This window comes from Clostridium septicum, assembly GCF_003606265.1.
GTDB classification, from domain to species: domain Bacteria; phylum Bacillota; class Clostridia; order Clostridiales; family Clostridiaceae; genus Clostridium; species Clostridium septicum.
Genome location: NZ_CP023671.1, coordinates 1133790 through 1157550 on the forward strand (window position 1 = coordinate 1133790; position 23761 = coordinate 1157550).

A 23761-nucleotide genomic window follows, 5' to 3' on the forward strand; every position below is an offset into this window, starting at 1 on the left:
TATATCATATTTTTTTCATATTTTTCATTAATATCACATTTATTTTACAACTTTATTTAATTTTACTTTATTATACATAATAAGGTATAATTAACATATAAAACATTTTATTTTAATAAAAGGGAGATGATTAAAATTAAAAATTTATGTAAACTTTTAATGACTACTTTAATCTTAAACCTATTTACATTTAGCATTGCTACATCAGCAGAAACTCTAGAAGTTCATACTGAATCTGTTGTTTTTGATGATTACAAAGAAATTTCTGAGCCTATTACGGCTCCTACTCTTTATGCTAGTGTTGATGGTAAAGTACTTATTAAGGAAGCAATATACAAAGATTTATTAGCTCTTAAACCTCAAATAGACTTAAGTGCATTTACTGATTATATGGGAACTGATAAAAATCTAGCAATGAATTTATTTTTTGATGTCTTAGCTGAGCATCCAGACATATTCTACGCAGATAACTCTATAAGATGTAGTTACTCTACAAGCCCTCGTGATGGTAAATTAAGACAATACACTTTAATGGTTAACTACAATTATGATAATGCAACTATAGGAAAAATGAAAAATGAACTTAATGAAAAAGTTAATTATGTTATGAATAATCTTATAGATGATTCATATAGTGAAGTAAAAAAACAATTTATAATTCACGATTATATTACTCAAAACTGTACTTATGATAGTGAAAATTATAATAAAAATACAGTTCCAGCTATATCCCATACTGCTTACGGTGCTTTAGTTAACCAAGTTGCTGTTTGTGATGGATATTCAAAGGCTATGAAACTGTTATTAAATAAATGTGGTATTGAATGTGGTGTTATAATAAGTAATCAAATGGCTCACGCATGGAATTATGTAAAAATAGGTGGTAAATATTATCAAATGGATGTTACTTGGGATGACCCTGTACCTGAAAGTAACAAATTAAACTATAGTTACTTTAACCTTTCAAATGCAGAAATGGCAAAGTCACACCAATGGGATCAAAGTAAATACCCAGTTGGTACAAGCACTGACTTTGACTTTTTAAGGAAAGCTAATAGCTATAACACAACAAGAGTTAATGATAGAATATTCTATGTTGATAATAAAAAACTTTATTCTAGTAATTTAACTGGTGGAGATAATAAAACAGTAAAATCTGATTTCTCTGGAAGTAACTTAGTTGGATTAGATGACAATAATAGTATTTATTATGCTTCATATGTATGGCTATATCCAGCACCTCAGCCTACTTATAGTGTATCAAAGCTTAGTTTAGCTGATAATTCAATCGAAAAAGTAGCTGATTTTAAAGGAAACATTTCAAGCTTATACATAAAAGATAATAACTTAAATATTAAATATAGCGATAATAATGTGGACAAGACTAAAACAATAGCTATTGCTAAAGAAGAACCTACTGTTAAAAAAGATCCTAAAGATGTTAATGGTGATGGAGTAGTTGATATTTTAGATTTATCTCTTATTTCAACATTATATAATAAATCATCTTCAGACAGTAACTTTAATAAAAGCTTTGATTTAAATTCAGATAATTTCATAGATGTATTAGATATGGTTCCTGTATCTAAATCAATTTAATTTTAGTTTATAAAAATAAAGATAATCTCAAAACTATAATTTGCTAATTATTTTTAAAACTATTTTTGAAATTATTTAAATAGAAAGCAACTAATAAGATTATATATTCTTATTAGTTGCTTTTTTTATCTCTTTATTCTTTTTGTTAATACAAAACCTAAAATCAATGCTGTAGTTCCTAAATATCCTAAAATATTTGGAGTTACTGTTTGAGGAAGTGTTTTTCTACTTTCATTTTTTATTTCATTATTTTTAGTAAGTTCTTGTTTTTCTTCATTTTTATTTTCTGATTTATCCTAATTTGATTAATTTCTCTCAATAAAAAATTCCCTTATTTTAATTTATTAAAGTATTTTACATTGATTTTGAAACAATAACTAAATCTAAGATATCAATAATACTATCTTTATTTAAATCAAAATCTTCATTCCAATTTTCATCTGAATGTTTTTTATTATATTTACTTGCTATAATAGCCATATCATCTATATCTACAACACTATTTTTATTTATATCCTCTAGCTTTATTGCATTTGAATTAAATTTTACTGGTTGAATTACCTTTCCTGAAAAAGGAATTTCTTCCCTCCCTAAAGTTACTTCTTCGTTAAAATCAAAAGATAGATTTTTTATGGTATCGTCTTTTATGTTATTCCAACTAATATATGTATTACTTTCATTTACTTCTCCATTATTATCTAACCCCTTAACCTTTCCATATCCATTCATATGTTTAAGTGGATTTTTTATTACAACTCTTCCATTAACTTCTTTACTTGATAATATTACTTTTTGATTATCTACCTTTATTCTCTTTAAATTTGTTAAATCTTTTAATGGTGTTATATCTGCTATATTATTATTATCTACATAAACTAACTCTAAATCTTGTAAATCTTTTAAAGGAGATATATCGGCTATGTTATTATCATTTAAAACTGCTCCACTTAAATTAGGTAAAGTTTTTAATACTGTTATATCATTTATATTGTTATTATGTAAATCTACCCAAGTTACAGTTTCTAAGTCTTTTAAAAATTCTATATTTTCAACATTACTAGAACTTATACTTATACTTCTTAAATCTTTTAAAGTCCTTATAGGAGTCAAATCTTTTAATTTATTGCTATCTAAAGATAAATGCATTAAATAAGGCTTATTCTTTATTGCTTCTATATTATCTATAGGAAGTTTTCCAATGGATAATTCCTTTAAATTTTCTAAGTTACTTAAAGGAGTTAAATCTTTTATCTGGTTATATCCTATATACAACTCTCTTAATTCCTTTAATTCTGATAGTGGAGATATATCTTCTATTTCATTTACATTTAGTGATAAAGATCTTAGCTTTGTTAAATTCTCTAACAAAGTTATATCTTTTATTTTATTTACTTGTAAATTTAACTCTCTTAAATTTGTACAATATTGTATTCCTTCTAAATTTGAAACTTCTCCAAACATAGAATAAAATTTTGTTAATTTTTCAAGTTTTCTTTTGGATATTTTATCATCCTCATTTTGATTAAGAGCTTTATTTAATGACTTTCTTAAAGTAATATCTGGAATATCTACATACCCATCTTCTGAAACAGCATTTACTATATCCCCTGTTGCCTGTCCAAAATTTTCTTTTAAATTTAGGTTATCAGCAGATATTTTTGTTGATAATAATATATTTATAAATATAATTGAAGTTGAGATAATACTTATTGCTAATTTTTTCTTCATATATTTTTCTTCCTTCATTAAATTTTTTTATTTTTTAGTAAAATATATAGGGTATAAACAAAGTTATTGATTACACCCCCTTTCATTTTAACTGTATAAATTTTTTCTTCATTTACCCCTCTTCTTATTTCAAGCTTCATCCTATTTATTGTAGTAAAATAGGGTATAAACATTCACATTGCTTATACCCTATTTCTTTATAATTATTTATCAATGTATTTTGATATTTTAATTAAATCAAATATGTCAACTATTTTGTCACCATTTATATCTATTTTTTCATCCCATTTTGCATCAGTACTTTTTAAATTATATTTTAAAGCCGCATTAGATAAATCTTCAATGTCTACTACTCCATCGGAATTTAAATCTAACTTTTTATTTAATAAATACTTATCATATCTTACAGGTTGTACCACCTCTCCTGAGAATGTAGCTTTTCCCTTTGCAATATTTATCTCTTGATTAAATTTAAATCTTACATCATCTATATATGTAGGTACATAATTCCATCTTATAGTATTGTACACTTCATCCATATATCCATCTTGAGATAGATCTTTAGCAATTATATAAGTATCTTTTGCTTTAATAGGATTATCTAATTCCAATCTTCTATTAACTTTTTTAAGCTCTAAATTTATGCTTTGATTTTCTAAATTTGCCTTTTCTAAAACTTTAAGATTTTGTATTGGAGTAACATCACTTATTTTATTATTATTTAACTCTACAAAACTTAATTTTTGTAAATCTTTAAGTGGCTCTAAATTACTTATGTTATTTCCTGCTGCTAATAATTTTTCTAATTTTATTAAGCTACTTATAGATGATATATCATCTATATTATTGTTTGAAATTCCTAACATAACTAAATTAGTTAAATTCCCTAAAGATGATACAGTTGATATTCTATTATTATTAACACTAAGTTCTTTTAACTCTGTAAGAGTTGATAAAGATCCCACATTATCAATACGATTATTATCTAAATATAGCACTTCAAGTTTTCTTAAATCTGCTAATATATCAATATCAGCTACTTGGTTACCATTTAACTCTAAATGTTTTAAGGAATCTAACCTAAGTAAAGGTCTTAAATTACTTATTTTATTATTATTTAGTATTACTTTTTCTAAATTAACTAAATAACTTAATGCCTCTATATTATATAAATTTTTATTGTTATTTATATTTAGTTCATTTAACTTTGTTAATTTCTTTAATGGAGTTATATCTGTTAATCCATTTCCACTTAAAGTTAAACTAGTTAAATTAGTTAAATTTTCAATTCCAGATAAATCTTTTATTTCTGTATCGCTTATAACTAATTCTTTTATTTCTTTAAGTTTAGCCCTAGATAATCTCGACTCATCTTCATTTCCACCTATTTGTTTATTTAGAGCTCTTCTTAAATTATCATCATGGATACTTACAGTTTCTCTTGCAATTCTTATTCTTTCCTCAACTAATTTCTTCTGATCAACTTCAGCTAATTTCTTTTGATTAACTTCAGCTTTTTCTTTTAATTCTATAGGTTGTACTACTTTTCCCGAAAATATAACATTAGCTTTTCTAAATATTATTCTTGTACTAAAATCAAAACTTAACTCTTTTATTGAAGAATCATTTAAATTATCCCATTTAATAGAATTCGTATCTTCATTAACCTCTCCTTCATTTGATACCCCGTCCAATCTAACTTTTTTATCTTTTACCTTTATTGGACTTTCAATTTCTATACTATTATTAAATTCTTTTGCATCTAATGTTACTCTTTGATCATTTAATCTTATATGTCTAAAATTACTGTTATCTTGTATAGACGTTATATCAGCTATCTTATTTCTATCTAATGTTATCCAATATAACTTAGATAATGATTTTATTGGTGATACATCTTTTATCTCATTATATGTTGCTGATACTTTTTCTAAATTAGGCATAGAACTTAATGTTGATATATCTTCTACATCATTATATTCAAAATTTAAATTTTTCATATTTTTTAATCCTAATAATGGTGATATATCCTTTATATTATTTTCATCTATACGTAATTTTTCCAAATCTTTAAGCTCACTTAATGATTGTATATTATCAGCTTCTAACCTACTCATAAATAAAGATTTAAGCTTTTTAAAATTACTTAATATATTTAAATCTTTTAAATCTTTTAATTTATTATGAGAAATATCTAGTTCATTTAAATTGGTTAATTCATTTAATGGAGTTATATCTGTAATATTGGTACTACTTACATCTAATTCCTCCATATTCTTCATTTTACTTATTGGTTTTAGATCATTTATTTTATTACCACCAATTCTCAAAATCCTTAAATTTAAATTAGAAAGTCCATTTATATCTTCTATATCATTTCCGTATATAGTTAATTCCTCTAAATTTGGACAATATTGTATTCCTTCTAAGCTTTTTATTTCACTATTGGCTGCCCATATTGATTTTATACTTGCTAATTTCCATTTTGGTACATCAGCATCATCCCTTTGATTTATACATCCATTTATAACCTTTTTAAAAGCAGGGTCTGGAATATTAACTATTTCTTCACTTTTAGAATCAGAATTTACCTCTTCTATTTTAATTTCTCCTATGTTTTCAGTTAAAGTCTCTGCTCCACTCCTAATTACAGGTGAAAAATTACTAACTAATAATGTTGTCATTATTATACTTGCTATAAATCTTCTCTTCATTAATCGCTCTCCTTACTAATATTTTTTAATTTGTTAATCATTTATTAATTATTTGTTAACAAAATGTTAATTAATTACTATTATATACTATATTATCTGTTTTTCAAAGAATATTTTTTTAAAATCGACAATATTTTCTATATAAAAGACCTATATAAATGAATTTTCATATTTACTTTTGCTGATTAATTAATTATATGCGATATTTTTACTAAATCTAAAATATCAATTATTCCATCACCATTCAAATCATATTTTGAATCCCATCCATTATCTATTGATTTCACATTATACTTTACAGCTATTAATGATAAGTCCTCTATATCTACTACCCCATCCTTATTTATATCTTCTTTTAAGAAGTTATTTTTTATATTTACATTAGTATCTATATTAAAAGTATTTCCTTCAATATTTATTCCATAAGTAAGCTTTACATTCCCTGGTTTATCAGGTACAAAACTATACTCTATCCTATTATTATTTTTTTCTACTATATTAATGGTGTTTATTAACTCTTTATTATTAGACCTAAACTCTCCATTAATTAATTTAGTGTCTTCTGGATTTCCTATTAAAGTTATATTAAATGTAGTTTTTCCTCCTACATTAGCTTGTACATTTTCTTCTAATTTAACTCCTATCATTCCTTTTGTTAAATCTCCATCACCTTCTACTGCCCCAACTTCAACTTTTGACTTTTCTACATTCCAGTAACTATTTTTTACTATACTTACTGTTTCATAGTTTCTTGCAGCTATTCCTGCAACCTTATTACCTTCTGTGATTTTTAAACTTCCTCCAAACACACTATTTTCAATAGTTCCATAATAATTGTTAGCAGTAATTCCACCTATATAGTCTCCACCAGTTATATCAACAGTTGAAATACTATTTATTATCTTTCCGCCATTACTATTAACTAAGCCTCCAACATAATCTCTATTAGCTAGTACTCTACCACTAATTTTAATGTTTTCTATTTCCCCATCATTTCTTTCAGCTACTCCACCAATCATACGGTTTCCTACTATATTAACATTTTCAAAATTTATATTTTTAACTACAGCTTTATTAGAAATGTAACCAAATATCCCAAATGCTTCTTCTGTTGGTCTATTTATCTTTATGTTCTTTATAGTATATCCTTGTCCATCTAAATTCCCATCAAACTTTTCTATTGGTAAAAAGTTTTCTATTTCTGACATATCTATATTATTAGCTAATTTATAGTAAACATTTGAATTATTTCTTATATTATTAAACTGATCTGCTGTTTTTATTATAAATGGTTTTTCTTTTGAACCCTCTCCTTCTATTTCTGGAAACTTAACTTTAAAATCAAGATTTCCATCATCAGTAAATTTAATATCATATATTTCTATTCCACTATTTGATCCATTTTGAAAATATAATGTATCACTATCAAAAGCAGATCCACTAGATACTTTACCTATCTTTGTTTCTCCTAAACCTGGACTAATTAATGCTTCATCTATATCACCGTTTGCTGCCTCAGGAGAAGTTGCTTTTGGTCTAAATACATAAATATGATCTGGATGTCCAAGTTTATTACCATTAAAAGCTGATACTGATTCATCTATTCTATAAACTAATAGTCCTGGATTATTTATATTTAAAACTTTATCCCACTTATCATCACCTTTTCTAAACTCAACTACAAAATATTGATCTTTTGATAAAGAAGATTTTATTTTATATGCTATAGTATCTTCCTTATTACTTGAGTTTGATGGACTTATCTTATATTCTCCATCTGATGTTATTTCAGGTATCTCTTCTCCACCATCATAAATACGTCTTGTATATACAAGTGGTAATTGTGGATTTCTTGCAGTACTAGCCATTATATCCCATTTACCAACTGGATTAGCTGAGGAATTATTATATCTGTATAAATCCGGAAAATAGAATGTATGTAAAAATTCGTGAGCAACTACCCCAACTAATCTAGTATACTTCCCCATAACTCCAGTATTAGCAGTTCCTTGAAGTAAAATATTATACTCACCTATCCTTTTTCCATTTATGTAAGCTGTATTACTTAACGTTGTTTTATGTGGCCATAATAAATCTCCATGCCCTTCAGGTAATCCACTTATAACATAAGTTACATTATCTATAGCACCATCACCATTATAATCTAGCTTTTCTTTTGGAATATTAACTTGTGATGAAATACTATTTGTAGCTTCAACTAACAGTTCATTTTCTCTTGTAAATCTCTCTGAATTATTTTCATATCCTTGAAGATTTTTAATTGACTTTTTCTTATAATACTCTCTAGAGTGAGGTGCCTCATAAGAATAATAATTATTTTCTGAATTTAGTGGATAAAAAGTAGTACTAGACTTTACTCTTCCATAAGTTAAATCTGATAAATATGCCTTTAATGATATGTCGTCTCCATTATAAATATCATTTATTACTGAAATACTATCTTTATTAACAAACTCTCTTTCTCCTTTAAATCTAATAAATATAACAATATTATTTATTTCATCTGGGATACTATATCTCTGATATGCTTGTCTATCTATTTCAGCTGAATTATAGACGTCTACTCCTAAATAACCTTCTTCTTTTGGATACTGAAAATTCTCTGCATAAATTTCATAAGTACTAAAATTTCCTATGATAATAAAAAATGTCATAAAAAGTGATATTAAGATCTTTTTGTATTTCCTATTTTCCATTTTTATCCCCCTAATTTTATTTATTTCGTTAGTATAAAGTAAATTTTATTAACTTTTTCGTTTAATATATATTATTCTTTAATATTTTAATTAAATATTTTCTATTAAATTCCGATAATATAAGTAACAAATGAATTTATTCATTTTTTATTAATTATTAGTTCATAATTTGTTAATTTTTATGGAAATATTTATTTTATTATAATATAATGTTAAATATATTCATAATTTAAAATTTTAAAGGAGGCTTAATATGAAATTTAAACTATTAAACAACTTAAAAAAGATTTCACTTATGTTGTGTTTTGCAATGTTATTTCAAATTGCTAGTATAAATGTTGTAAAAACACATGCAGCTGAAAACGCAAAACTTACATATTCAATAAAAGGTGAAACTAAAATAGGAAATATAGTAGATATTTTAGTAAATATTTCAAACATTTCAAATCTTTATGGAGGATCAGTAGATTTTCTGTATGATAAATCATTATTAGAAGTACAAAGTATTAAAACTGGAAGCATATTTGGAAGTGAAAAAGTCCAAACTCCTGTTGAAAAGATAGAAAATGGACAAGCTAACCTTGTCTTTACATTGACTGGTATTAAAGACGGCGTAAAGGGTAATGGAACTATAGCTGTTATAAAAGCAAAAATTTTAAAAGCAGGTGCTATTAATCTTAAAACAACTACAAAGAATGATGATTTAAAAGTAAATGGAAATAATGTTAGAGTTAAACTTGTAAATTCTAATGAAACGGCTATTGCTTATGCAAGTGAAGAAAAATCAATATCATCACTAGGTAATCCAGTAAAAGTTACTGAGTTAAATGTTAATAAATCAACACCTCAAGTTAAGGGCTCTTCTATTACTTTTACTGCTAAATCTTCTGGTGGCTCTACTGTACTTTATCAGTTCTGGATATTTGACGGTAATAGTTGGAAGATGGTAAGAGATTATAATAAATCTAATACTTTTACTTGGAATCCTTCTAAGAGTGGTAATTACAAAGTAGCTGTTTATGCAAAAGATATTAATTCAAATAAAGCTTTAGATTCTTCAAAAGCTATGAATTATAATATTGTTGACTCTATTGGTAAAGTTGATCCAGTTAAAGTTACTGAGTTAAATGTTAATAAATCAGCTCCTCAAGTTAAGGGCTCTTCTATTACTTTTACTGCTAAATCTTCTGGTGGCTCTACTGCACTTTATCAGTTCTGGATATTTGACGGTAATGGTTGGAAGATGGTAAGAGATTATAATAGATCTAATACTTTTACTTGGAACCCTTCTAAGAGTGGTAATTATAAAGTAACTGTTTATGCAAAAGATATTAATTCAAATAAAGCTTTAGATTCTTCAAAAGCTATGAATTATAATATTGTTGACTCTATTGGTAAAGTTGATCCAGTTAAAGTTACTGAGTTAAATGTTAATAAATCAGCTCCTCAAGTTAAGGGCTCTTCTATTACTTTTACTGCTAAATCTTCTGGTGGCTCTACTGCACTTTATCAGTTCTGGATATTTGACGGTAATGGTTGGAAGATGGTAAGAGATTATAATAGATCTAATACTTTTACTTGGAACCCTTCTAAGAGTGGTAATTATAAAGTAACTGTTTATGCAAAAGATATTAATTCAAATAAAGCTTTAGATTCTTCAAAAGCTATGAATTATAATATTGTTGACTCTATTGGTAAAGTTGATCCAGTTAAAGTTACTGAGTTAAATGTTAATAAATCAGCTCCTCAAGTTAAGGGCTCTTCTATTACTTTTACTGCTAAATCTTCTGGTGGCTCTACTGCACTTTATCAGTTCTGGATATTTGACGGTAATGGTTGGAAGATGGTAAGAGATTATAATAAATCTAATACTTTTACTTGGAATCCTTCTAAAAGTGGTAATTACAAAGTAACTGTTTATGCAAAAGATATTAATTCAAATAAAGCTTTAGATTCTTCAAAAGCTATGAATTATAACATTGTTGACTCTATTGCTAAAGTTGATCCTGTCGTAGTTAATTCTATTACTTCTGATAAGTCAGCTCCTCAAGCTAAGGGTACTCCTATTAAGTTTACCGCTAAAGCTTCTGGTGGTTCTACTGTCCTTTATCAATTCTGGATATTTGATGGTTCTTCTTGGAAGATGGTAAGAGACTATGATAAATCTAATACTTTTACTTGGAATTCTTCTAAGAATGGTAATTATAGAGTTAGTGTTTATGCAAAGGATATTAATTCAAATAAAGCTTTAGATTCTTCAAAAGTTATGAATTATACAATTAATTAATAATTGATAATTTTAAAATTATAATTTATTAATTATTTTTGAAATTATCCAAACAAAAAAGGGCTGTCTCGCAAATGATTTTTAATCATTTACGTAGACAGTCTTTTTTTATGTTTTTTTCAATATTTACAGTCATTATTGCTATATTTAATACTTTAAAGCACAACAAATATAAGGTAGTAACATTACCTCCTATTTGTAAAATTATAACTTTACGCTATTTTCATTTCATGTAATAATATTTTATTTCTATTTATCATTGTTTTATTAAACAACTTTTTGATATCGTAAGCAAAGAAGTAGAAATTCTATTTTTATATTTTTCTTACCTCTTAATAAAAATCTCCTAAAACTATAATCTTGCTTTAGTACAGTTATTCTTATAAGGACAATCATTACAATTTTCACATTGGTATATTGTAATTTCAGATATATAACCAGATTTTGATGTTTGTCCTTATGTCAATATCTTGGACATAAAAAGTCAAACTTTTTTTATGCTACACTTCTAGCTAATAATTCACATTGATGATGAGTCATATAATTAATGGAAGAGTGTATCCTTTTTCTGTCGTACCATCCTTCAATATATTTAAATATAGCTATATTAACTTCTTCAAAGGTACAATATGTATTTATGTATTTCTCTTCCTTCTTTATAGATGAATGAAAAAACTCTATGCAAGCATTTTATAAATGTCAAGTTAATATTTTAAGTTTTTAATCATTTAAGAGTGTAGTTTTTAGTTCTCCTCAAAATTAAAATGATCTTTTAATCTATAAGAATTTCCAGTAATAGAAACTACATGAGCATGATGAAGTACTCTATCTAAAATAGCATTAGCTATTATAGGATCACAAAATATTTCATCCCAAGCATTAAAATTTATATTAGTAGTTATAATGGTACTTTTCTTTTCATAGCGCATATCTATAAGCTGGAAAAATAATTTTGAATCTTCCTTATCTATAGGTAAATATCCTAATTCATCTATAATAATAAAGTATGTGCTACATCTTCGCTGCGCGACAGCGATACCTATAGAAGTAGACAAGTAAGTCTTTCCCACACCGCTTGTCCCTAAAAATACAATATTTTTTTGCCTCCAAGAATCGTAATGATGTAAAATCTAATATTTGATCCTTATTTATACCTGGTTAAAAATTAAAGTTAAAGTCTTTAAGTTCTTTAGTATAGGGAAATGCTCCTCCCTTAACCATTGATCTAATCATATTTGCTTTTTTACAATCTATTTCATGAGATGTAAGTTTTATAAGAGTATCAACAAATGATAAATTGTTTTTTGTTGAAAAATCAATAACTTCATCTAAATGATTAACCATTTGCTTTAGTTTTAGATACTCTAAATTATTAATTAATTGCATATACGCACTATTAGTTACCATATATTTCTCCTATCATTTTCAAATTATTTTTAGCTATTTCATTCATTTAATATTTAGGATTTTTAAATGTTAAAGAACTAATCTGTAAGTAATGATTATTATGATAATTTAATTTTTGATTTTTAATTTCATGGATAGTAACTAAATTTGTGCTATAATACAAATGTAGTTGATTATCATATACTTGCAGTTTAAGTTTTTTGCCTATATATTCTGGTGGTACAGAATATTGGTTTTATTTATAAGAAATCATACTTTGGCTATTAACCTTACCACTTGTAGTTATGATGTTGTATTGATTTCTTATTTGTTCTGTTGGAAGCGCAAATAAGAAATCTTTTTCTTTTTCTAAGTGGAGAACAGGAATTTTGCCAGTTGAAGCATGGCATATCCCATTAATTCTATCATTAAGTTTTGAAATTAATTCATGCAATTCATCAAAGTTGAGAGTACCATTATAAGCTCTAATATCATCTAGTAATTTCATTAGCGCTTCTACTTTAGCTTTAGTATTCGGCCTACCTGTTATGCAGGGGTGGACTCTAAACCCATAATCATCAGCAAACTGTTGAAATTTATTATTTACCTTTCCACTTTGATAGGCTGCCTTTGATTGATCCATAACAGTTTTCATATTATCGGTTAATACTTCCTTAGGAACACCGTCGAAGACTTCAAATGATTCATTTAAAAATGAAAATAATATATCTTGAGTTTTTTCTAATGATAATCTATAAATTCTAAATCTTGAATATGAAAGTATTAAAACAAAAATATTTATTCTAATAACAGCACCATTACTTAAAACAAAATCAATATTTTCTTTCCAATCTAATTGTGCTTGTTGGCCTTTACCCATTTCGAATCTAATAGTAGAATTATTAGATATGTAATCCTTTTTTCTACGTTTAAAATAATCATTAAACTCAACATTGTTAGATATGTATCTTCTAAAATAGGATTGTACACAGTCTAAGCCATAGTTATCTTTAAGATATTTCCACAGAACACGTTTATAATAAAATACTTGAATTGACTCTTCACTTAAAAGAGATTGTATAATAGGCTTAAAATCATCAATTGGTGATTTTCTATTTCGCGTTGATGGCTTAACATATCCATTTAAATATTTGCCTACGATACGGACATCCATACCAAGCTCTCTTGCAATTTGACTTTTATTAACTTTCAAATTATTTACCTCCATAATTACTTTTAATTTATGAAGATCTTCTAAATTATTAACCTTAATTTCTGAACTAAATCATTAGTCATTCTCTTATCGAAAGCGTATCTAATTATTTTTTAGAGTGTAAGTCAAGAACTGAAGCTAAATAGCACCAACCATTTCTGATAGTATGATTTAATGATAATTAAAATCCCTCTGTACCAAGGATATGATGAATCATAGGATCACCATATATACCTTTATTATCTTCATATATCCTTATAATAGCTGCTTTTAATTCCTCATTATTTTCTATTTCTCTTACAGATTTGATTTTATCAAAACACTTATAATATGTGCTTCTGGCTACGCCTAGAACGGTACACATAGTCTTGATATCATGCTTTTTCTTATTGCTATCTATAAATTTTATTATTTCATCTAATTTTTTGTTGCAAATATGGCCATAGCTTTTTTTAATATTTCATTTTCATCTTTAATCCTTGCCATTTCTTTTTTTAGTTCTTTAACTTCTTTTAGTGTCATAACTTCATTTTCATCTACTTTAATTTCTTTTACATCTTTAATCCAGCAATTGATTGTTGATTTTGCAATGCCATATTCGTTACTTAACTCTGCTAAGCTCATTCATAACTTAAATAAATCTACTATCATATCTTTATATTGTTGAGTGTATCTTCTGCCCTTTCCCATAATGGACACATCCTTTCTTAACTAAGTATAATTTTATTTAGTTCCACTTGCTGTGTCCACTATTTTATACTAACACCATAGGTATCACATTTTTTGTGAAATTTTTCATATATATACTATGCTCAAAAAAGGAAGTTCCAATTCGAACTTCCTTTTCTTTTCAGCTAAGTATCAAAATTTATTTTGATACAGACTCTTTTTATCTTATTATAAATAGTTAACTTTCCATAAAAAGATATATTTTTATTGATGACCTATGTAGATAAATACCTTTCATCACTTACAGGTTTATATAATAGTTCACATAAAAAAATCAATGATATGTTAACGAATATATTATAAATATATACTTCTGTTATTCCATAAATTAAAAAAGATACTATTAATAATATTTCTCTATATCTTTCATCTAACATATATTTTTTTAGTAACTTCGTCTCTAAAATTATAAATACTATAAAACTAACAATACCATATGCTAGTAATAAACTTATATAACCATTATCGATTCTAAGGTATGATCCATTTAAATTGCTACCTTCAATTATAACCTGACCAAAAGGTTTTATTTTATATAAAGATAAAAATTTACTTGCTAGCTCTATTCTTCCCGTTAATGCTTGGTTTATTTTTTGTAGTACTAAATTTCCACTTGAATAATAAATACCTGAAAAAACACTAAATCCTCCACAAATTACTGGAAGAAAAATTATAATTTTTCTTGTAATTGCATTTTTAATAATTTTTTTATTTTTCAATACTATTGGTATTATCAATGATATAATGACAGAAATAATACCCGTACGACTATCAGTTATTTTATATAATAACATTGATAGGAACAAGATAACTACATAATTTCTTAATTTAACTTTATCATAATATATGTATAAATATAATAGAACTATTATAAAAAAATTCAAATATGTTACATTTGCGTGGGGAAACCCTAACGAATATCTTGTTATAACATCACCATTCTCCATGAATCTAAAACTTTTATTATTCTCTATTATTCCTAATAAACTAAGAATTATAGTAACAATAAAAGTTAAGATTTTAAATTTAAAAACTACTTCTATTAATCTATTAAGAGGAATATTTTTAGCAAAAACTATTGCTATTATTGTAATAAGTACAGTTATTTTCTTAGAAAATATTAATGTTACTATCCCAAGAGTAACAAAAATAAATATAATTACTAACTCTCTCCTAGTATATCCTTGACTTAAAACATGTGTTAATAAAAATACTCCTGAAAATAATCCTATAAGAATAAATGCCATATCTCCACTATCCATTCCCATTCCTTTGGCTATAGATAATATTATAAAAAAAAGAAGATAAAAAAATACTGATTTTTTTTGTGCAATTAATTTCATTTTTCTTGCTACCTTTCTAAACTTCAACAACCTTTATTGACTTATATGTTGAAGTATTTTTTTATACTTTCCTCTATTTGTTAATGGTATATTAGCAACAATTTTAAGTTTAATATCAATAACATTTTTTAGTTTTTTATTTATCGTATTAATAATCTCAGACTTATCTTTTTCAGTTAATATTTCATCTTCTACTATATTTAAAAATACTTCCCCATTTTTAAATTGTTCGAATTGATATAACTTAATTTTCTTAAATACTTCGTTATGAAAATTTATAGATGCCATAGAAACTAATTCATTATTTTTACCAACAAGCATTTCTTTATCCCAATGCCCGTAAATATTAATGTTTTCATCACTAATTATAACTTTATCATCTGGAACATAATTTATTAATGGCATTTTTTTATTTATTAATCCAGTACAAGCTATGTTATATATATTTTCTTTATTGCTTTCTAATAAATCAACATGCGTATATAGACTATTAAACTTATATGTACTATCTTCATATTCAGCAAAAACTATTCTTTCTGAATGTCCATAGAAGATATTACTTTTACAATTTAGTGTTTTTTCTATATACTCTCTCTCTCCACTATCTACATTTTCCGAAACAAAACAAACGCTTTTTATATTTACATTTAATTTTAAACTCTTTTTATTTAAAATTCTACATAAATTATAAATTGCTGATGCATAACCATGCATAAATTCTGGTTTAAATTTATTTATTATTTTAATATAATCTTCTACATTATTCTCATTTAAAATAAATGGATTTAATACTATCTGATTATCAATAGGATTATACTTATATATCTTTCCGTTGAACTCCAATCCTCTTAATGTTATTATTCTTGAGTTTTTATAATCATATCCAAATTTACTCCAATAATTATAAACAAAAGCTTTTTCTTTATATATAGAATCTGTATCTAATAATATTTTTAATGGCTTTCCTGTACTTCCACCTGTATAAGCTAAATAATAATCTATTTCTTCTCTAGAAATTAAGTCTTCAAAATTATCTAATACAAATTGTTTATCTATTGTAGGAATTCTTTTGATTTCATTAACATCTTTAAATTCATAGGGGTTAAATTCAATTTTATCAAAAACTTTATTATAGTACTTTGTGTTCTCATATGCATATATAAGTACATTCTTTAATTTTTCCAAATGTATTTTTTCTTTATCTGATTCATCTAATTGTTCAAAATTAGTTATTTCTTCTAATGTCTTCATAAAAACACTATTTTCTATTACTTTTTTTCTTATAGATTTACTTAATATTTTTTTAAGAAAATCAGGGGTTTTTTCATTAAGTTTCTTTAATATTTTCCCTTTCATTTTACCTCCATAAAATTTAATTTATGTGCTATAGATTTTTAATTTTTTTTATAAATTATATTTCATTAATTGTTATTTAATTATCGTCTCTATATAATTATCATTATTAGATTCTTTATTAATAACTATCTTTTTAGTGTCCTCTATACACATAAATTCTTTAGATATAATAGTATTTTCAATTTTAATTTTAAAATTACTCTTAAAAAATATTTTACTATCGTTAGAAAATATTGCTATTTCATTATCATTTATTCTTTCTACCCTTGAGCTGCTATCTAAAATAAAATTAACACTACACTCGTCATCAAAATAATCTCTTATTATCAATTCTTCTTTTGATAATATATATTCAATATCTCTGTTATGAATTAAAGGCTTGTATCCATTATGAGCAGCTTTAATTATAACCCTATCATCTTCATATATATATTCCTTTATTTCTACTTCTGCCTTTTTTCCCCATAAAAATGGACCTTTTATTTCAGATTGGTTCAATCCATTATATGTTAATGTATTATGTGCCTCTGTACTTCTAAAATAGTCTCTCATTTTTGTTTCTACATTATAAATATAGGTTCCAGAATCTATTATTACAGGATTATCATTTTTATAATAAATTATAGATAAAGCATCGGAATGACCATGTGCTGCTATAGAACCAAATCCTAACTCTGCAACATCCATTAATAACGTATTATTTTTATTATTTATTACTAAGTATCCTGATTCTTTATATAGTTTAGCATTGTCATATTGAAAATTTTTCATATTGATTATTTTATTTTTGCAACTTATAAATTGAACTTCTGGTGATATCTCATTAAATTCTATAAATTTTTCCTCATAATACATAGAACCTAACTCTAACAAATATTTATAGTAATTAACTTTATTCAAATTAAATGATATTATCTTAGCATCATCACTATCTCCATAATCAAAGTTCAATTTATGAGCTTTTATCATTCCTATAAATGCTAATGAATTCTTTATTATCTTTTCACATATAGGCTCTTCATTTATATTTCTTAAAATAAAGTTATATTGAAGAATAGCATCATTAACAAAAGCTTGATAATGTAAAGCATGTTCCTTATTTATTCCATCATCATAATTTTGTACGCTTACTTCATATTTTAATATATCATAACCTTTTTTAAACCAATCCTGTTTATATACATCTTGTATAGCATATCCAACTATAGAAAGGGTAAAGGCCTCTAATATCAAGTGATTATTAGCTGAAGAGTATTTAGATAAATTCTCTGATACATATTTATTAGAAAATATAACTGATTTAATAACATCCACTCTAAATTTATCTTTATTTTTATCTTTGAGAAGATAATATACTATAAGCCATTGATAGCTTCTTATTGATATTTCCATAGGCGACATCCAATTTATACCCTTAAGAAATGGATTATTTTCTATCCAATCATAAAAATGCTTCTCTAATAAAGAAAAATACTTTTCTTCATTAGTTTGTATATATAATAATGCTAAATACGGAAAGAAATGATGTCTGTTTATTTCCCAACTATATCGTATATCTCCTATATCATCTGTAAATTTAGTATCTAGATCCAATGAATATTTATTTTTTTCCCAATCAGAATACACCCCAGCGTGCCAGTTTATGTTTTTTAATATATCAACTTCTTTTCCAAACGCACAATATAGATTGTGATTTTTCAAATTAGTAGTTATCAATTGTGGATTAAGCCAAAACTTATCAATTCTTTTATCTATTTTCTTCAAATCAATATTTTCTTTCAATAAATTATTAATTTGAAATTCCTTTTTATATCTTAATTTATTAATTCTTTTAACACAATATTTCTTTAATCTATATAGTATTTCTTTTATACTCATAGCTTTCAATCTGTTAAATAACCAAATTAATCTCTTCATATACTACCTTCTTTAATTAACTATTTATAATCTGACATAAGTATATTAGTTTTTATAATTTTCGCAGGGATACCAACAACAACGCATCCACTAGGTACATCTTTTAATACAACTGCATTTGCTCCAACCACAACGTTATCTCCAATTGTAATAGGTCCTATGATCTTAGCTCCAGCTCCAATATATACATTGTTTCCTATTATAGGAACCCCCTTTTTCTTAGATGTACCACCAATTGTAACACCTTGACTAATAGCACAATTAGTACCTATTATACTATTAGAATGTATAACTACTCCTAAGCCTTGATAACCTATTTTAGTTCCCTCTCCTATTTTTGCTGTAAAAGGAATCACACAAGAAAATACTATTCTAATTAAACCCTTTATTAATTTGGGTATAATTGGAATTTTCTTTTCATATAATTTTCGTGATATACTATATAATTTGTAAATATCCATCTTTCTCCCCCTTCTACAACTTTAATTTCCAATGAATTAATCTATATCTTTTCTGATTAAATATAATTTTTGCATATCTAATTTTTGTTTTAAATTCAGATAAAAATCCACTTCTATTTAATTCATATAAATTCAAATCATCACTTATACTTCTTATAGCATTAGGATAAAATAAGTATTTACTATTATCTTTTATTTCAATTTGTAGACGTCTCTTCTGAAAATGAATATAAGCAAATTCATCTTCATATTCTTTTGAATCTTTAATATATTTTCTATAAACTTTACCATTATCCCAATATAAGTATTGATTGTCATAATTTTCTACATTTCTTACTGTAAATCTATATTTTGAAAAATCTATATCAGCTATAATTGTATCCTTAGGAATATACTGTGATAATTTATTTTCATTATATATTTTATCTAATCCTGCACTTTCATCAAATCCATAGTGATATTTAGATTTTAAAATATACTTATAGTTTTCTCCCGAATATGGCAATTCATATGCTTTATTTACAAATTCAGTATTTTTGAAAATCATCAAATGTCCCTTATTTAATACTCTATCATTTTTATCTAGTATCTCATCATTTATAAACTTCGATAAATCACCAAAAATCATATCTATATCACAACATCCCCAATGTGTATATTCCTTTAAGTAATCTCTAAATATATAACCATATGCTACTTTAAAGTCACATATTTTATAAGGATCTTGAATGTTTATATCAAGATCTAAGTTTAATGATATTAATTCTCTTATACTTTCAAAGCTTATTAACTCCCTAATTACATTTTCCGGATACTCATATTTAGTACTATCATCTGTAAATATAATCCAAGTAAAGTTCCTATTAAATCTACAAGAATTTAACCACAATTGAAACCAATTTGGTAGTTTACCAAAGTAAGCAACTATAATTGCAACTTTATTTTTCATATTAAAAATTCCTTCCCTTAATCTTATCTAATAATAAATCCTTAAACTTAATAACTTCTTCATTTTTAAATAATACTAATAATATTATATATATAACAAATGTTATAATAATTACTATCATTAAAAGAATTGAATGTAGGATAATATTGCTTGTATCATTATTTATATTTCTGTATATTAAATTACAACCTACTACAGATATAAAAGAACATATTAATATCTTAAGTAAATTTATATTAAATTCTTTATCGAAAATCTTACCTATTGATAGCTGTATTTTATTAATTAATAATAGTACTGTTATTATTGCAGTTACACTTGTTGCCAATGCTGAACCAATAAACCCAATCTTTCTAATTAATATTATATTTAATATTATATTTACTCCCACCCCTATAGCTCCATTTATCATAGGTGTTTTAGTATCCTTTAAAGAAAAATATGCTTTGGTTAATATTTCCCTAAATCCAATTCCTATTAATCCAATACAATAGGAAGATAATGCCATAGCAGTCATATAAGTAGATTTTGAGTCAAATGATCCTCTTTCAAATATAATCTGTACTACATCCTTTGAATAAAAAATACACATTATTGTTATTGGTAAAAGCAAAAGTGATATTACTATTAATACATTTTTTAAATAACAGTTTAATTTTTCAAACTCTTTTTTAGCACTTAAATTACTCATTTTAGGATATACTACTGTAACAATAGAAACTATAAAAACTCCAGTAATAAACCCTGTCAGTTTAGAAGCATAATTTAATGAAGCTATACTACCTTGCTCTAATCCCGATACTAAGGATCTATCTACAATTACATTTACTTCATTAACAGCAGTACCTATAAAAACTGGTATTATCATAATTAATATTTTCTTTAAATGCTCATCTTTTAAGTTTATATAGAACTCATACTTAAATTCATTTCTTTTCATAAATGGATAGTAATATATTATTTGACTTATTATTGCAATACTTGTCCCAATAGCTAGTATGTAAGGAGAGCCTTTATAATAAGCTATATATATGGATATAATTACAATTAAATTATTTGGTATAGTTACATATGATATTGGTATAAAGTCACCCTTTAGTTGAAGGTAAGATCCTGAAATACTCATCAATGCAGTAACAATTATAGTAGGTATTAATATTTTAGTAAAATTAAGTGTTAATTCATATGCTTCATTCGTAAAGCCATAAGCAAATACTTTTACTAATACTGCTGGAAATAATTCTCCTAATATAGTAATAATTAAACAAATTACTAATACTATATTTATAAAATTATTTGTAAATTTTAAAGCTTTCTCTTCTCCATATTTCTCCTTTATCTCTGAATAAATTGGAATAAATGCAGTAGAAATAGCAACTGCTACTATAGAAAAGATAACTACTGGTATATTATTTGCCACAATATAAGCATCACTATACATAGATGTTCCATATGTATTAGCTAAAACTACATCTCTAGCTAAACCTAAAAATTTTACAAGCACATTAGATATAATTAATGTTATTGTTATAAATATAGTACTATTTTTTTTATCTCTCATTTCTTACACCTTTAATTTATAAGAAAATTATATAAATTTTCTACTTCTGCTATATTAGTATTTATATTAAATTTACCTGAAACTGTTTTAAATGCTAAATCACTCATTGAAATTCTAAGTTCTTCATTTTCTAACAATTTGCAAATTTTTTCCTCTAAATTAATTTTATCTCCTGGAATAATAAGAAAGCCGTTAATATTATCTTTAATGACATCTGGAATACCACCTACATTTGATGCTATTGTAGGTATTCCACACCCCATGGCCTCTAAAACTGACATAGGTAGTCCCTCATTATATGATGGAAGTATATTAATCACTGCATCTTTCATAATATCATCTTTTTCTTTTCCTGAAATCCAGCCTAAAGCCTTAACATGTTCAGCTAAATCCATACCATCTATAAAACTCTTAACTTTTTTTAAGTCTCCATCTCCACATAAAAGCAAATTATATCTTGGATATTTTTTAAATATATTTTTAGATACTTCTATTAGATCAAATGCTCCTTTTCTTTCGTCAACTCTGCCTAGGAAAATAATATTTTTAGAGTTTACTTTATACATATTATGCTTACAACAATTTACACTATTATGTATAACTACAATTTTAGCCTTTGTAATTTTAGTTAAATCTTCTTTCCACTTATTACTTAATGCTATTATTACATCTGCTTTATTTAATATATTTGTTATTTTTCTTTTCTCATTATCATTTGATTCCATGTGATAAAACTCATTAAATTGAGCTCCATGTAAATGTATAACTATTTTTTTGTTAAATAAACTAGCTAAGCATATTATTAGACTTTTTCTATAAAAACTTCCTCTTGAAGCCATATGCACATGAACAATATCAATATTGTTAAATATAAGATTTAATAATATGATGATATAAGCTTTAACCGCTGCAAAAGCTTTTCCTATTTTTTTATCTCCATCCACAGTAGGAATATACTTTATGTTGAAACTTTCACTTAATTTGCTATTAAGATAATTACTAACTACCGTAGCTACTCCCCCTTGTAATTTGATAGATGGACCTACCATTAAAATATTCATCTTAAACCGCCTTTTTACTTGCTAATACTAATTTAATAAATTTAAAATTTCCTATTATATATCTTTTCCACATTCTTCTTGGTTCTTGAACGAATCTATAAAACCATTCTAATCCAGATTTTTGCATCCATTTTGGAGCTCTTGCAGTTTTTCCTGCAACAACATCAAAACTTCCTCCTACCCCCATGGCAAAAGGAACCTTCATTATTGGCATATGTTCTTTTATCCAATACTCTTTCATTGGTGAACTAAAAGCTACAAAAAGTATATCTGCCCCTGAATCTCTTATATCTTCTGCTATTTTTATACTATCTTCATCATTGAAATATCCATTTCTATAACCTGCTACTTTTAACTCTGGATACATTTCTTTAAATGTATCTACTACTTTTGTTACAACTTCTTCTCTAGCACCAAAAAAATAAGGTTTATACCCCTTTTCTGCTGATATTTTTACTAATTCAGTAAAAATGTCAATTCCGGCAACTCGTTCTGGTACATTATTCCCCAATATTCTTGATGCCCATACTATAGATTGTCCATCTGCATTTATTAAAGGACATTCATTTATTATTTCAGTTAGTGTAGAATCTTGTTGCATAAGATTAATTTTAGATGCATTTATAACAACATGTTGAACATATTCTTTATTGATTATATATTTTTCTATCTTATTTAATGTTTCATCCATTGTCAATGCATTAACATATGTATTGATAAATCTCACTCTATTCTCCATC

The 23761-nt window shown here is 25.4% G+C and carries 18 protein-coding genes and 2 pseudogenes; 2 read left to right on the forward strand and 18 right to left on the reverse strand.

The features are described 5' to 3' along the window. Positions 1 to 126: 126 nt before the first annotated feature. Positions 127 to 1599, forward strand: coding sequence for a dockerin type I domain-containing protein (locus CP523_RS05000; RefSeq protein WP_083089438.1), 1473 nt, complete (start codon positions 127 to 129; stop codon positions 1597 to 1599). Between the two features lie 354 nt (positions 1600 to 1953). On the opposite strand, the gene CP523_RS05005 is transcribed toward CP523_RS05000, so the two are convergent. The 3 genes from CP523_RS05005 to CP523_RS05015 all read right to left on the reverse strand — a co-directional run bounded on the left by CP523_RS05005 (position 1954) and on the right by CP523_RS05015 (position 8758). After that, positions 1954 to 3327, reverse strand: coding sequence for a leucine-rich repeat domain-containing protein (locus tag CP523_RS05005; protein ID WP_162925948.1), 1374 nt, complete (start codon positions 3325 to 3327; stop codon positions 1954 to 1956). Positions 3328 to 3530: 203 nt separating this feature from the next. Then, positions 3531 to 6041, reverse strand: coding sequence for a leucine-rich repeat domain-containing protein (locus CP523_RS05010; RefSeq protein ID WP_120140593.1), 2511 nt, complete (start codon positions 6039 to 6041; stop codon positions 3531 to 3533). A 185-nt stretch (positions 6042 to 6226) separates the two neighbouring features. After that, the gene (locus CP523_RS05015) at positions 6227 to 8758 is read right to left on the reverse strand and encodes a dockerin type I domain-containing protein (protein ID WP_120140594.1); all 2532 of its coding nucleotides are present in this window, start codon (positions 8756 to 8758) and stop codon (positions 6227 to 6229) included. 253 nt (positions 8759 to 9011) lie between these two features. On the opposite strand from CP523_RS05015, the gene CP523_RS05020 reads away from it, so the two are divergent. Next, positions 9012 to 11045 carry a triple tyrosine motif-containing protein gene (locus CP523_RS05020; protein ID WP_120140595.1) on the forward strand — a complete coding sequence of 678 codons (2034 nt, stop codon included), beginning with the start codon at positions 9012 to 9014 and terminating at the stop codon, positions 11043 to 11045. Positions 11046 to 11257: 212 nt separating this feature from the next. On the opposite strand, the pseudogene CP523_RS16295 reads toward CP523_RS05020, so the two are convergent. The 15 genes and pseudogenes from CP523_RS16295 to CP523_RS05090 form a co-directional block, all read right to left on the reverse strand. Then, positions 11258 to 11493, reverse strand: a pseudogene (locus CP523_RS16295) (hypothetical protein); the annotation flags it as partial. 47 nt (positions 11494 to 11540) lie between these two features. Then, a complete protein-coding gene (locus tag CP523_RS05030) occupies positions 11541 to 11726 on the reverse strand; it encodes an IS3 family transposase (RefSeq protein WP_120141045.1) in 186 nt (61 codons plus the stop codon). 62 nt (positions 11727 to 11788) lie between these two features. Beyond that, entirely contained in the window at positions 11789 to 12115 is a 327-nt protein-coding gene (locus CP523_RS16455; RefSeq protein WP_279221613.1) for an ATP-binding protein, read from the reverse strand. Between the two features lie 88 nt (positions 12116 to 12203). Beyond that, on the reverse strand, positions 12204 to 12452 hold the full coding sequence (locus tag CP523_RS16460; protein WP_279221614.1) for a P-loop NTPase family protein: 249 nt from the start codon (positions 12450 to 12452) through the stop codon (positions 12204 to 12206). A 46-nt stretch (positions 12453 to 12498) separates the two neighbouring features. Continuing rightward, positions 12499 to 13704, reverse strand: a pseudogene (gene istA / locus CP523_RS05040) (IS21 family transposase). A 121-nt stretch (positions 13705 to 13825) separates the two neighbouring features. Then, positions 13826 to 14008, reverse strand: coding sequence for a hypothetical protein (locus CP523_RS05045; protein WP_120140596.1), 183 nt, complete (start codon positions 14006 to 14008; stop codon positions 13826 to 13828). A gap of 53 nt (positions 14009 to 14061) precedes the next feature. Further along, positions 14062 to 14268, reverse strand: a complete 207-nt coding sequence (locus CP523_RS05050; RefSeq protein WP_120140597.1) for a hypothetical protein — start codon at positions 14266 to 14268, stop codon at positions 14062 to 14064. A 320-nt stretch (positions 14269 to 14588) separates the two neighbouring features. Beyond that, positions 14589 to 15716 carry a hypothetical protein gene (locus tag CP523_RS05055; protein WP_120140598.1) on the reverse strand — a complete coding sequence of 376 codons (1128 nt, stop codon included), beginning with the start codon at positions 15714 to 15716 and terminating at the stop codon, positions 14589 to 14591. A 33-nt stretch (positions 15717 to 15749) separates the two neighbouring features. Then, complete coding sequence (locus CP523_RS05060; protein ID WP_120140599.1) at positions 15750 to 17072, reverse strand: phenylacetate--CoA ligase family protein; 1323 nt, start codon at positions 17070 to 17072, stop codon at positions 15750 to 15752. 72 nt (positions 17073 to 17144) lie between these two features. Beyond that, on the reverse strand, positions 17145 to 18989 hold the full coding sequence (locus tag CP523_RS05065) for an alginate lyase family protein (RefSeq protein ID WP_120140600.1): 1845 nt from the start codon (positions 18987 to 18989) through the stop codon (positions 17145 to 17147). 20 nt (positions 18990 to 19009) lie between these two features. Further along, a complete protein-coding gene (locus CP523_RS05070; protein WP_120140601.1) occupies positions 19010 to 19450 on the reverse strand; it encodes a serine O-acetyltransferase in 441 nt (146 codons plus the stop codon). Between the two features lie 13 nt (positions 19451 to 19463). Continuing rightward, the gene (locus CP523_RS05075) at positions 19464 to 20399 is read right to left on the reverse strand and encodes a DUF6625 family protein (protein WP_120140602.1); all 936 of its coding nucleotides are present in this window, start codon (positions 20397 to 20399) and stop codon (positions 19464 to 19466) included. 1 nt (position 20400) lies between these two features. After that, a complete protein-coding gene (gene murJ / locus CP523_RS05080; RefSeq protein ID WP_120140603.1) occupies positions 20401 to 21960 on the reverse strand; it encodes a murein biosynthesis integral membrane protein MurJ in 1560 nt (519 codons plus the stop codon). Positions 21961 to 21971: 11 nt separating this feature from the next. Continuing rightward, entirely contained in the window at positions 21972 to 23021 is a 1050-nt protein-coding gene (locus CP523_RS05085; protein ID WP_120140604.1) for a glycosyltransferase family 4 protein, read from the reverse strand. A 1-nt stretch (position 23022) separates the two neighbouring features. After that, on the reverse strand, positions 23023 to 23748 hold the full coding sequence (locus CP523_RS05090) for a WecB/TagA/CpsF family glycosyltransferase (RefSeq protein WP_227909572.1): 726 nt from the start codon (positions 23746 to 23748) through the stop codon (positions 23023 to 23025). Positions 23749 to 23761 lie beyond the last annotated feature (13 nt).